The organism is Falsibacillus albus (genome assembly GCF_003668575.1).
Taxonomy (GTDB): Bacteria; Bacillota; Bacilli; order Bacillales; family DSM-25281; genus Falsibacillus; species Falsibacillus albus.
In genome coordinates, this window is record NZ_RCVZ01000022.1 from 40,290 (window position 1) to 53,947 (window position 13,658).

The 13,658-nt window shown below is 42.8% G+C and carries 11 protein-coding genes; all 11 read right to left on the reverse strand.

Annotated features, from left to right (window positions below; all coding sequences use genetic code 11):
- Positions 1–457 precede the first annotated feature (457 nt).
- The 11 genes from D9X91_RS20795 to D9X91_RS20845 all read right to left on the reverse strand — a co-directional run bounded on the left by D9X91_RS20795 (position 458) and on the right by D9X91_RS20845 (position 13,384).
- On the reverse strand, positions 458–1,324 hold the full coding sequence (locus D9X91_RS20795) for a 2-oxoacid:ferredoxin oxidoreductase subunit beta (protein ID WP_121682576.1): 867 nt from the start codon (positions 1,322–1,324) through the stop codon (positions 458–460).
- Positions 1,325–3,067, reverse strand: coding sequence for a 2-oxoacid:acceptor oxidoreductase subunit alpha (locus tag D9X91_RS20800; RefSeq protein WP_121682577.1), 1,743 nt, complete (start codon positions 3,065–3,067; stop codon positions 1,325–1,327).
- 113 nt (positions 3,068–3,180) lie between these two features.
- Complete coding sequence (locus tag D9X91_RS20805; protein WP_121682578.1) at positions 3,181–4,104, reverse strand: dipeptidase; 924 nt, start codon at positions 4,102–4,104, stop codon at positions 3,181–3,183.
- A gap of 577 nt (positions 4,105–4,681) precedes the next feature.
- The gene (spoVS, locus tag D9X91_RS20810) at positions 4,682–4,942 is read right to left on the reverse strand and encodes a stage V sporulation protein SpoVS (RefSeq protein ID WP_003181955.1); all 261 of its coding nucleotides are present in this window, start codon (positions 4,940–4,942) and stop codon (positions 4,682–4,684) included.
- Between the two features lie 163 nt (positions 4,943–5,105).
- On the reverse strand, positions 5,106–5,906 hold the full coding sequence (locus D9X91_RS20815; RefSeq protein ID WP_121682579.1) for a TIGR00282 family metallophosphoesterase: 801 nt from the start codon (positions 5,904–5,906) through the stop codon (positions 5,106–5,108).
- A 245-nt stretch (positions 5,907–6,151) separates the two neighbouring features.
- A complete protein-coding gene (rny, locus tag D9X91_RS20820; protein ID WP_121682580.1) occupies positions 6,152–7,711 on the reverse strand; it encodes a ribonuclease Y in 1,560 nt (519 codons plus the stop codon).
- A 453-nt stretch (positions 7,712–8,164) separates the two neighbouring features.
- Positions 8,165–9,208, reverse strand: coding sequence for a recombinase RecA (recA, locus tag D9X91_RS20825; protein ID WP_121682581.1), 1,044 nt, complete (start codon positions 9,206–9,208; stop codon positions 8,165–8,167).
- 451 nt (positions 9,209–9,659) lie between these two features.
- Entirely contained in the window at positions 9,660–10,895 is a 1,236-nt protein-coding gene (locus tag D9X91_RS20830; protein WP_121682582.1) for a competence/damage-inducible protein A, read from the reverse strand.
- Positions 10,896–10,908: 13 nt separating this feature from the next.
- Positions 10,909–11,487, reverse strand: a complete 579-nt coding sequence (pgsA, locus tag D9X91_RS20835) for a CDP-diacylglycerol--glycerol-3-phosphate 3-phosphatidyltransferase (RefSeq protein WP_121682583.1) — start codon at positions 11,485–11,487, stop codon at positions 10,909–10,911.
- A gap of 154 nt (positions 11,488–11,641) precedes the next feature.
- A complete protein-coding gene (locus D9X91_RS20840) occupies positions 11,642–12,574 on the reverse strand; it encodes a helix-turn-helix domain-containing protein (protein ID WP_121682590.1) in 933 nt (310 codons plus the stop codon).
- Between the two features lie 18 nt (positions 12,575–12,592).
- Complete coding sequence (locus D9X91_RS20845) at positions 12,593–13,384, reverse strand: DUF3388 domain-containing protein (RefSeq protein ID WP_121682584.1); 792 nt, start codon at positions 13,382–13,384, stop codon at positions 12,593–12,595.
- Positions 13,385–13,658 lie beyond the last annotated feature (274 nt).

The window sequence follows — 13,658 nt, forward strand, 5'->3', positions numbered from 1 at the left end:
AAACGTATATGTACTTTCATTGAATTAGATTCGTCTTAGTACCATTATAAAAAGCTTTATTGCAAAAAAACAAGCTTTCACACACATTACTTTAGTATAAGGCTTTTTTTATGAATAAACAATTAAATTAGAACGTGTTTACATTTTTGCCAATTTCCCATTGGGAAAAATATTAATTATTTAAGATAATGCTGTTTCACAATATTTGATGCTTTGAGAGATCATATGTTGAGTATGGTTGATTTCCAAGTCATGAGGCTCGTTTTCCGAGGGGCGTGCGGTGAGCCTACGTAGTTTCGCACCTGCCGATCCAATCATCATTAAATGATGAATGATTTACAAGAAAATCTTTTAGATACAACCTTTTGAAAAAAGCCAAAGAAAGGCTGCCTCAAAAAAGATCATCTTCATGACCCTTCGAGGCAGCCTTGTTTTATCTTGGTTGGAAAAACCTCTATTACATGAACTCCTTCAGAAGCTTATTGAATTGCTCTTCTTCCAGCTGAAGGTTGGCATTTGATAAGGCATCATCGCTGTATCCGGAAACAAGCTCTTGATACGATGGCTGTTCTTGATTTTGATAAATCAACCCTGTCACAAGACCATCATGCTTCATGAGCGTACTCATTGCTTTCTCACGATTGGTAAAATCGTATCCTTCTACATCACTGAGCTTTGTCAAATTTTCTTTAAACCAGTCATACGTATTCACTTTATTATACGTGACGCAAGGACTGAATACATTGATGATCGAGAAGCCCTTATGGTTTATGCCCTGCTCGATCAATGAAGTCAGTTCCTTCAAGTCCGATGAAAAGCTTTGAGCAACAAATGTCGCTCCAGCCGACAACGCCATTTCCATCGGTGCCAATGCATGTTCAATTGCACCTTCTGGCGTTGATTTCGTTTTAAAACCAGCCGCAGACCTTGGGGAAGTCTGTCCCTTTGTCAGTCCATAAATTTGATTATCCATGACGATATAGGTTACATCAATGTTGCGGCGGATGGCATGAATGGTATGGCCCATACCGATCGCAAATCCATCTCCGTCTCCTCCTGATGCAATGACAGTCAAATCTTTGTTGGCCATTTTCAAGCCTTGGGCAATCGGGAGTGCACGCCCATGGATCCCGTGCAGGCCATAGGAATGGATGTAGCCGGAAATCCGCCCGGAACAACCGATGCCCGATACGACAGCCATCTGCTCTGGCTCCAGTCCGACGTTTGCTGCCGCCCTTTGAATCGCTGCTTGAACAGAGAAGTCTCCACAGCCAGGGCACCAATTTGGTTTTACATTATTTCGAAAGTCTTTGAATGTAGCCATTTAGAACAACTCCTTGCATTCAGTGTGGATTTCATGCGGTAAGAATGGATTCCCATCATACTTGACAATATTATTGATTTTATTGCCATGGCCGACATTCATCTTGATGATTTTCCCTAATTGGCCAGTCGCATTATTCTCCACCACTGCCACATTTTTCGCTGATTCAATCAATGGTAATAATTCATTTGTTGGAAATGGATGAATCAAACGGATATGTGCATGATTCACTTTGATTCCGTCGGCTTCAAGACGTCCCATTGCCTCTTCGATGACCCCACGTGTAGAGTTGAATCCAATCAACAATAAATCGGCTTGTTCATGCGGTGCATTTGTATGAACCGGATTTGCAAATGGAATGTTTTCAAGCTTGCGCATTCTTTTATCCATTTGTGATTTACGGTTCGTCGCTGCTTCTGAAGGCTTTCCTGTTTCATCGTGCTCCACACCTGTCACATGATGAATGCCGTTTTTCATTCCAGGTATGACGCGCGGAGAAACTCCATCATCTGTTACTTCATATCGTTTAAAGTATGTTTTTGAATCAAGTTCATCCAATTTGGATTCATCCTTAATCAATTTCCCTCTCCTGATTTCCACTTTGCTGAAGTCAAGCGGTTCGACCGTCTGTTTGCCAAGGGAAAGCTGGAGATCGGATAACACGATGACCGGACACTGGTATTCCTCTGCCAGATTGAAAGCTTCCACTGTATCGTAGAATGCTTCTTGCACTGTACTTGGCGCAATGACGATTTTAGGAATTTCACCGTGAGTCCCATATATCATCGCCATCAAGTCAGATTGCTCCTGTTTCGTAGGAAGGCCGGTCGATGGACCTCCACGCTGTGTATCCACAACAACCAGCGGCGTTTCCGTCATGCCGGAAAGGCCAATAGCTTCCATCATTAATGACAGCCCAGGACCGGCAGAGGCAGTGAATGCCCTTACTCCGCCATAGTTTGCCCCGATCGACATCGTTGCTGCAGCTATCTCGTCCTCCGTTTGTATGACTGTTCCGCCAACGGCAGGGAGCTTTTTAATTAAGTATTCCATGATTTCCGAAGCCGGCGTAATAGGATAAGCCGCCATTAACCGAACTCCCGCAGATAAAGCACCAAGTGCAATGGCATCATTTCCGATCATGAACATGCGCTTTTGGCCGTCCGCTTTTTCAAGCTCCATGGAGCCGACCTGCTCGCCGAGCTCGTTTTTCATAAAGTCATAGCCCGCCTTAATGGCCTCCATATTCTTCTTGACGACTGTTTCACCTTTACGTCCAAAAATCTCTTCGACTACTTCTTCGAATAGGTCTATATCCAAATTTAATACTGCACAGGTTGCTCCGACTGCCACCATGTTCTTCATCAAGGATGTCCCCAGGTCTGAAGCCATTTCGGTGAATGCAACTGAGTATAGGGCTGCCTTTGAATCTTCAGGATTCTCAGGTTTGAATTTGGAATCTGCAATGATGATTCCTTTGTCATGCAGTTCCTTATAATTGACATCGATCGTTTCTTGGTCGAATGCGACAAGAATATCAAGATCGTCTGCTACCGCCCTTACCTGCTTAGTGCTGACACGTATTTTATTATTTGTATGTCCTCCTTTGATTCTTGAGGAGAAATGGCGATATCCATATAAGTAATAGCCTAAGCGGTTAAGCGCAATGGAGAAAATTTCACCCGTACTTTCGATTCCTTCACCTTGCTGCCCGCCAACTTTCCAGGAAAGTTGTTGAATCATCTATATAACACCCCTTCAAATTTTCAAATCAGTCCTGCACAATTTTCATACTTTTTCAGTTTATCACTTTTCAGATTAAATCACTAGGAATTGAAATTGGACCTTTCGCGACTTTATTCAGGAAAACGGGCTGCAAAATTTTCAAATAGAAACCCTTTTACTTGATCTTCCGAATACATCTTCAACAATTGATTAATCAGTGAATCATAGTCCCTAAAACTCGAGAGTCCTGCAACCGTCCGGTCAATCCCGTCAAAATCCGATCCAAACCCGACGTGGTCAACACCGCCGAGTGAACATATATATTCAACATGGCGTATGACATCGGGAATGCCTGCTTGACCATCTTTTGCCAAAAAATCCGGGACGAATGTCACCCCCATCACGCTATCTTCATTGATCAGCGCCTTGATTTGATGATCATTTAAATTTCTTGGATGTGGGCAAAGCGTATAGCTATTCGAATGTGAAGCGACTGGGTTCTCCGCAAGCTGAATGACATCCCAGAACCCTTTTTCGGAAAGATGGGAGACGTCCGTCCAGATCTGAAGATCATTAAGCCTCTTCACAATTTCTTTACCGAACAAAGAAAGACCGGATCCCCTTGGCTCAAGGGCACCATCAGCCGCACAGTTGGCATGATTCCAGGTCAGCCCGACAGACCTTACTCCCAATCGATATAAAGTATTCAGCTTGACGATATCGTTTTCAATCGCTTCACATCCTTCTAAAGTCAGAACAGCCCCAATTTCCCCCTCCTTCAAAGATCTGATATCCGATCTACTTGAGACAAGTCTCATACTCGGATTTTGCTTTAATATTTTTTCATGAAAAATATCGATCATTTCCAGCGCAGATTGAAATTTCATCAACGGGTGGATGCTCGGAGAAATAAAGATGGCAAAGCACTGGACTTTACTGCCTGTCTCCATTAACTGATCATATGTAACGTGCAAGGAAGAGCCCGACTGGAATGAATAATATGGATGTTTCAGCATTTGAGACAGTACATCACAGTGTGCATCAAATATTTGCAAGTCCTTCATCCTTTCTTAAAGCTAAAAGCACTGTTTTCGGCCAACAAAATGTTCAATTTCTTTGAAGATGGTGCAAACGTCCATATCCGTGGACTGAATCGATCTAAAGATTTTTAAAGAAAAGGCTGTATTCCCAAAGAAAATTGTTTTTAATGATTTCCTTGTAAATCATTCATCGTTTGATGTTGATGGTAGCGGCAGGTGAGCCCCCCTCAGGCGAAGCCGAAAAGGCTCCCCCGCCTCTCGGAAAGCGAGCATCCTGCCCTGGAAATCAACTTTGCTCAACTTTTGAAATATAGCAGCAACTTTACGAATGGATGTTTTCGTAAGTATGTTGTTAAAATCCTAATGTCGATTTTAACGTAAAAATAGCTATTTTGTTCGTTGAAACTAAAGTTTTCCAGTTCTTTTCTTCCTATATACGCTATTTTGAAAATGAAACTTTGCTTGAACAATCCTACTTTATTAGCTAAAGCAACAAAGTTTGTGAAAAGAGCCTTCCGAATAGATCTAAAGAAAAAGAGCCTGCTTGCTCCTTCTGCAAACAGGCCTTTCCTATCGTTTCAGAAGGATACAACTATCTTGGTTCCACAATCAGCTTGATAGCCGTACGCTCTTCTCCGTCAATTTGGATGTCTGTAAAAGCAGGGATACAAATTAAATCCACTCCACTTGGGGCGACAAATCCTCGTGCAATCGCAACCGCCTTCACTGCTTGATTCAACGCTCCTGCTCCAATGGCCTGGATCTCTGCCGCACCTCTTTCACGAAGAACACCGGCTAACGCCCCTGCTACAGAATTAGGATTAGATTTTGCTGAAACTTTTAATATTTCCATTCCTTAGTTCCTCCTTGTCATTTCCCCATATCGAATGTTCAATCAAATATCGAACAGACTGAGTATAAATGATTCCATTGCTACTATATTCACGGAAAGAGGAAACTATTCCAGCTTGACCCAAGAAATGCGGAATCGGCTTGATCAGAGGCGATTGTCACCATTAATCCATAAGAAATGGATGATCATCATTAATAAGCATCCGTTGAATGTTTTTCGCATTTCCTGACTTTGCATCAATGTCGATGAAGCAGCCGCTTAGCTGTGTTCTCCCAGTCTTCGGTACTTCAAAGCGGACTGGAAGACTTGTCATGAACCTTTTCAAGACTGCTTCTTTGCCCATCCCCAATATCTCATCATAAGGACCTGTCATCCCGACATCGGATAAATAAGCGGTCCCATTCGGCAGGATCCGGTTATCTGCGGTCTGGACATGGGTATGCGTCCCAATGACTGCGGCCACCCGTCCATCAAGATACCAGCCCATCGCTTGCTTCTCACTTGTTGTTTCTGCATGAAAATCGACAAAGATGACATTTGTCCGTTTCTTGGCTTCTTCAATAAGTTCATCGGCTTTTTGGAATGGACAGTCAATCGCAGCCATGAATGTTCTTCCTTGTAAATTGATCACTGCGATCTCCAGGTCATTGATTTTCGAAAAAACAAGACCTGTACCCGGTGTGCCTTTTGGAAAATTACCCGGGCGGGCAAGATACTTGGCATCTTCAATGAATTCAAAAACTTCTCGATTGTCCCACGCATGATTTCCCAAAGTGACGATATTGGCGCCACAATCCAGGAGCTCGCGATAGATTTTCTCTGTGATCCCCTTACCGCCGGCAGCATTTTCGCCATTCACAATGGTGAATTGCGGACGATATTTATCCTTTAATCTTGGTAAGTATTCTTTTATCATGTCACGACCAGGGGAGCCTACAACATCCCCAACAAATAATAATCTCATGAATTAGCCCTTTCTTTATGTAGTTTCTACTCGAATCTATTGTAACACAAGGAGGTATTTTGTAATCTTGTGAATAAAATTGCTTTGATAGGTTATTTTCGTAATGTTTGTTGCAATTAACCCAGATTGAGATATGTTGATTTTTGCGAAAGGTTGCTCGCTTTCCTTAGGATTGGCATTCTTCCAGGTCAATAACAAACTTCCTTCATTTGACAGAAAAAAATAAAGCGGTGAAAATCACCGCTTTATTTCGCATATTCAACTGCTCTTGTTTCACGAATGACAGTTACTTTTATATGACCAGGATAATCAAGTTCCTCCTCGATGCGTTTCCTGATGTCTCTTGCCAAACGATGCGCCTCTAAGTCGTCAATCGCTTCTGGCCTTACCATGATGCGGACTTCACGACCAGCTTGAATCGCAAATGATTTTTCAACGCCTTCATATGACTCTGAAATTTCTTCGAGCTTTTCTAAACGGCGTATATAGTTTTCAAGCGTTTCACTTCTAGCACCAGGACGTGCTGCAGATAAAGCATCCGCGGCTGCCACAAGTACAGCAATGATGGACGTTGGTTCTGTGTCGCCATGGTGGGATGCAATGGAATTGATGACAACCGGATGTTCCTTGTACTTCGTTGCCAACTCTACGCCGATTTCAACGTGGCTTCCTTCCACTTCATGGTCGACCGCTTTTCCGATATCGTGCAGCAATCCTGCACGACGGGCAAGCGTCTCATCTTCACCAAGTTCCGCTGCAAGCAATCCAGATAGGAATGCGACTTCCATAGAGTGCTTGAGGACGTTTTGGCCGTAGCTTGTACGATATTTCAATCGTCCCAAAATCTTGATTAAATCCGGATGGAGCCCGTGAACACCAACTTCAAATGTTGTTTGTTCACCAATTTCACGGATATATTCATCCACTTCACGTCTTGACTTATCTACCATTTCTTCAATGCGAGCCGGATGTATGCGTCCGTCCTGAACTAATTTCTCAAGGGCAATTCGAGCCGTTTCGCGACGTATCGGATCAAAGCCTGATAATATTACCGCTTCCGGCGTATCATCAATGATCAAATCAATTCCTGTCAATGTTTCAAGTGTGCGAATATTACGACCTTCACGACCAATGATTCTACCTTTCATTTCGTCGTTTGGTAGGGTTACCACAGATACTGTTGTCTCTGCCACATGTTCTGCAGCGCAACGCTGAATTGCTAGAGAAAGTATTTCTTTCGCCTTCTTGTCTGCATCTTCTTTCGCTCTGTTCTCACTTTCCTTTACCATGATCGCAATATCATGTGCCAATTCACTCTCAACATGATCGAGGATGATAGCTTTCGCTTCGTCACGAGTCAGACTCGAGATACGCTCAAGCTCAGCTTGTTGTGATCGTACCATCTCGTCCACTTTGCTTTCCATCTCTTCAATATGTTGTTGTCTTTGGTTTAGAGACGCCTCTTTCTTTTCAAGTGTCAATTCTCTTTTATTGAGAGTATCATCTTTTCGATCAAGGTTCTCTTCTCTTTGCAATAAACGATTCTCTTGCTTTTGCAATTCATTTCTTCGTTCACGAAGCTCTTGTTCAGTTTCAGTACGAAGTTTGTGATTCTCATCCTTTGCTTCCAACAGGGCTTCTTTCTTTAACGATTCTGCCTCGCGCTTCGCGTCTTCTACAATTTGCTCTGCAGCATTTTTCGCCCCTGTTATTCTTGCTTCAGCAATGGATTTTCGGATAAAATAGCCAACAACTACACCAACGATTAGGCCAAGCAAAATGGAGATGATTGTAATGGGTTCCATCTTTTTCACCTCCTCTTGCTATGAACTTTTTTCATCATTTTAAAAATGTCGGCTGATACATTGTTACAAATGTTTCAACATACAGCGCTAGGCTTTCAAATTTTTCATTCGAAAATTTTAAAAATATACATATTTAATTCTAAAGCTGTCAAAAATTATTGTCAAGGCTTGGGAGAAATAAATGCTCATGGATCTTCATTCAGTTGTAATGCTCTTTTCGAAAGTTTGTTGTTATTGAACAAAGTTTGTGTAAAGTTGATTTCCCCTGCAGGATGCTCGCTTTCCGAGGGGCGGGCCGTGAGCCCTCAAATCAGCACCTAGATGAAGTTAAAAACAAGAAACATGTTTTTACATAAAAAACCCGAACTAATCCGAAATCTAATGAAAGATCTCGGATGATAGCTCGGGTTTTCTTCGACTAAAACACTTTTGTCCCAGCCTCTTTTAGACTAATCAATCTTCTAATAGTGAGAACTCTTCTTGTCCGTCATCCTCAGGGGCAATTTTTTCACCATCTAAGTTGTAGTGATCACGAATTTTCCCTTTAATTTCAAGACGGATTTCAGGGTTTTCTTTTAAGAATTGCTTGGCATTCTCACGACCTTGTCCTAAGCGTTCTTCATTATAGGAATACCAAGATCCGCTCTTTTGAACAATATCCAAGTCCGCTCCCATGTCAATGATCTCACCTTCTTGTGAAATCCCTTCCCCGTACATAATATCGACTTCTGCAGTACGGAATGGAGGTGCTACTTTGTTTTTCACTACTTTTACCCTTGTTTTGTTTCCAACCATATCATTTCCTTGTTTCAATGTTTCAGCGCGGCGCACTTCCAAACGAACGGAAGAATAGAACTTAAGCGCACGTCCACCAGGGGTTGTTTCAGGATTTCCGAACATAACCCCGACTTTTTCACGAATTTGGTTGATGAAAATGGCAATGGTTTTAGATTTGTTGATGGCACCTGACAGCTTGCGAAGTGCTTGGGACATCAACCTTGCTTGCAATCCAACATGGGAATCTCCCATTTCACCTTCGATTTCTGCTTTTGGCACCAATGCCGCCACGGAGTCAATGACCAAAATGTCAACGGCACCGCTTCGAACCAGCGCTTCTGCAATCTCAAGCGCCTGCTCTCCAGTATCCGGCTGGGAAAGCAATAATTCATCTATGTTGACTCCAAGCTTTTGAGCATAGACTGGGTCAAGGGCATGCTCTGCATCGATAAATGCTGCCTGTCCACCGTTTGCTTGTACTTCAGCAATTGCATGCAGGGCAACCGTTGTTTTACCGGAGCTTTCAGGCCCATAGATTTCAATAATTCTTCCGCGCGGATATCCTCCTACACCTAATGCTACATCCAGGGCGAGGGAACCACTTGGAGCAGTAGAAATTTTACGATCTGTCTGCTCTCCCAATTTCATGATAGAACCTTTACCGAACTGTTTTTCTATTTGTTTCAACGCCATATCCAAGGCTGCTTGACGATCACTCACTAGATTTCCTCCTTTATTGTATGTAACTAGTTATTTTAAATTACTAGATAACGATTTTTCTCAATTAACCTACTTTTACTATAACCGTTTTCGATTACTTTGACAAGCAAAAAAACGAACATTCATTCGCTTTTTTTCCATCATGGAAAATTGGATTTTCTATGTTAGTTGCTTCTGTTAAATAAATTTTGGCATAAAGTTGTTCCCGATTAATCAATTAATGCTCAATGTCTGATTTTTACAAGGTAAAGAAGTGCCCTTTCCATAAAGTTTATTGCTAGCGGGCAGTGTGCCTACTCGCTACGCTGCCGGGTTTCACAGCTCCCGCAGACCCATTCCAGGGTCTCGCTATCTTCCGCTACCATTAACCGTGATGTATTACATTGAAATGGAAAAAAAACAAACAAAATAAAAGAGGCCGCACCACACATTGGATTGGCCCCTATGGGAACTATTGCAATTCGTTCAATAAGATATGACAGCCGTATTTGACCGCTCGTGCGCGGACGTTGTTCCTGCTTCCGGGAATCATCAATTTAAACGCTTTTGCTTCCCTGTTCGGCAGACTGATCCCAACCAAGACTGTTCCGGGAGGATGTCCTTCCAACGCCTCAGGGCCGGCAGCTCCAGTAAAGCTGATGCCTATTTCTGATGCAAATTTATTTCGTATGCCTTCAGCAAGTTCCACTGCACATTGCTCGCTCACGGCTCCAGCGTCATCAAGGGTTTCCTGCTTCACACCGACGTGATGCACTTTGACATCATTCGAGTAGCAGACGATTCCCCCATTGAATATGGCACTTGCTCCTGAAATGGAAGTCAGATCGGATTGGAACATCCCTCCCGTCAGACTCTCTGCACAGGCTATCGTAAGTTTCTTTTCCTGAAGCTTCTTGAATAATTCTACAATCAGAGATGTATCGTCATAGCCGTAAAAGAATTTTCCGACTTTCTCCATGATCTTCATTTCTACATCATCAAGGAGGCTCTTTGCCTTTTCAGCTGAAGGGTCCTTCGCTGTCAATCTAAGCGTGACTTCTCCATCCGTTGCCAATGGGGCAATGGTTGGATTCGATTGAGAATCAATGAGGTCGATAATATCCGTTTCCAATTGTGCTTCACCTATACCGAAGAAACGAAGGACCCTGGATTCGATTTTCTCATGGATTTCGAGCGCATCGAGAAGGACATCCCTGCCATAATTGCTGAACATCGGCTCCATTTCCTTGGGGGGGCCAGGGAGCAGCATATAGGCATTCTTGTCAGACTTCAAATACATGCCGGGCGCCATACCGTGATCGTTTGGCAATACCACTGCCCCCTTTAGGACCAACGCCTGTTTCTTATTGTTTTCAGTCATGGGCCGATCCACTTTTTTAAAATAGTCTTCAATGGATCGAAGGGCATCTTCATCAGAAACAAGAGCAGCTCCGATATGTTTTGCAATTGTTTCCTTCGTCAAATCGTCTTTTGTCGGGCCGAGCCCTCCTGTAAAAATGATCAGGTCTGACCTTGACTCAGCTATCTCCATGCATTCCTTCAAACGCAAAGGATTATCACCTACGACGGTGTGGTAATAAACATTGATCCCTATATCCGCTAAAACAGCGGATATAAATTTTGCATTTGTGTTTACAATTTGGCCGAGCAGCAGCTCAGAGCCCACAGCGATAATTTCAGCGTTCAAATTTACCTCTCCTTTATTTGGAGTTCACAAAAGCTTGGCGGTTCTTGTAAAAATAGTCCCATCCTGACCAAACGGTAAATATCAAAGCGACCCAAAGGGCAATCATATCGAATGGTAGGTTGATGGCTTCAAAAATGATATTGTGGAGCAGCAATGCCGAGATGGCAACAATCTGCGCCCATGTTTTGACTTTACCAAGCATATTTGCAGCAACCACTTCCCCTTCCCCTGCCAGTACCAGCCGAAGTCCCGTGACGGCGAATTCACGGCTGATGATGACAATGACTATCCACGATGGTGACATCCCCATTTCCACTAGTACAATCAAGGCTGCAGAAACGAGAAGTTTGTCAGCCAAAGGATCCAGGAATTTCCCCAGGTTTGTGACCATATTCAACTTTCTCGCGTAATAGCCGTCGATCCAATCAGTCGTGGAAGCGAGGATGAAAATCAAACCGCCGACTAAATGAGTGACAGGCATATGGGTCCCAAGCAGGTCGATGCCGCCCCATGAAAAGGGTACGAGCATCACAATAAGGAATATTGGTATTAAAAAAATTCTTGATATGGTTATTTTATTAGGTAAGTTCACGATAAATCCTCCATCTCATCTAAAAAATAGAAGCAAGGAAAAAGGCCAGACCCTCCTGCAAAATCGGAAGAGCCTGGCACCTATGAGACAGCCTCCTAGACCGTTTCCTAACTTCCATTCATTTCTTGCTCATGCAGACTAAATGCAGCCGTTGTTAAGATGGCTGCTGTTCACCTGGTGTATATTGATACGTAACATTTTGTGTCGTTCTTTCGCTAGGCGGAATGGCGAACTCTACTTTTTGGTCGTTTACGAACATCTCAGTAGAAGTAGTATCGCCAATGCGAATGGTAACAGCCTTTTCTTGGGTAAGATCTAAATCCTTGCTGGCTCCATTGCTCAGCAGTCCTTGAAAGATCAATTGGCCTCCACCATTCTTTACACTCACCCATGTTTTACCGGTAGAAGTGGCGGCAAGCTTCAATTGGAATTTGGCTGCATTTTCTACTTTATACGTTGTATTTGTACCTGCAGAATCGACCACGGAAACCTTTTGTTCAGGCTTGTCAGCAACAGGCTTGTCGGCTTGATCATTTTTTGAATCATCTTTTTTGTCAGAACCTTGACCTTTACCATTATTCTTATCTTTGCTTCCTTCTGTCTGTTGGTCAGCCTGCTTTTCGACATCACTATTGACATCAGACTTTACTTGTTTTGGATTATCAGATGCCTGATTGCTTCCGTCCCCGCTCATATTATGTTGGACCAGGATCCAGGCAAGGGCTATCACAGCCACAACAAATACGCCGGCCAATAACTTCGGCAGAGCATCCAACAACTTCGAAGAAGATGATGACACCGCTTTATGAGTCTGCACCCTTGAAATGTGCTGCGGCAGATCTTGACTATATATATCCGGTATATCACCTTTATATTCCTCAAATAACGCATCAGGCTGAAGGCCAACCGCTTCAGCATATTGTTTAATGAATGCACGCACATAAAATTTGCCTGGCATCATCTCATAATTGCCCTCTTCGATACCAATCAAATATCTTTTCTGGATCTTTGTGAGTGTTTGCAAATCATCCAAGCTAAAACCATTGGCTTCTCTTGCTTCCTTTAATTTATTTCCTAATTCTGTCACCAAAAACACCTTCCAATATTAAAAATCAAATCCTCCAAAATCAGATTCCTGGAAAAGGTTATTCTTTTGCACCATTTCATATGTAATTTCTTCATCTGGATCATTGCGCAGTTCAATAATATAATCAAAATCCTCCATTGAATACTCTGAATTTTGCACAAAAATATCAGGGTGTTCAATGACCTTGACAGCTGGCAGCCTCATGATTTCCCTCACTAGCTGCCAATGTTTTTCATTTGCCCTTTTTGTCGATACAATCCCATCTAATATAAAAATATTTTCAGAGCTGTATTCGTCCTGGATGAGTTGGCTTCGGATCGTTTGTTTCAGCAGCGTTGAGGAAACGAACAGCCATTTCTTGTTTGCACAGACACTGGAAGCCACAACCGATTCCGTTTTCCCGACCCGCGGCATTCCCCTTATCCCGATGAGCTTATGGCCTTCCTGTTTAAAAAGCTCGGCCATAAAGTCGACGAGCAGTCCTAGTTCATCGCGGATAAACCGGAATGTTTTCTTATCATCGGCATCTCTCTGTATGTATCTTCCATGCCGGACGGCAAGCCTGTCGCGAAGCTTAGGTTCACGCAGCTTCGTTATTTTAATCATATCCATTGTTCGAAGGATCGATTCAAGACGCTGGATCTGCTGTTCGCTTTGTGCAAGGAGGAGAAGTCCTCGGCGTCCTTCGTCAACACCGTTGATCGTTACAATGTTTATGGATAGCATTCCTAACAATGAAGAAACATCCCCCAATAGTCCTGGACGATTCTTCTGGATTTCATATTCTAAATACCATTCTTTTCGGTCCATTTAACCCCTCCATGTCTACAAATTGTAAACAATAGAATGTATAAAAAGGATTTAAAGTCACGTTTCGACAATATCTCTAGGTTCTATCATATATGATTTTCCAGGAAGATGAAAGCAAAACCTCAGCCTCTGAAAAAAATCAGACAAATGTCAGATAATTCTCAGTGGAAACATGAGAACAGCACATAAAAAAAAGAGAGGAAAGTCCTCTCTCAGGCTGTCGAGAAACTCTCGACAGCCATTTTTATTTTCATTTACTTCAATAATTCACCGC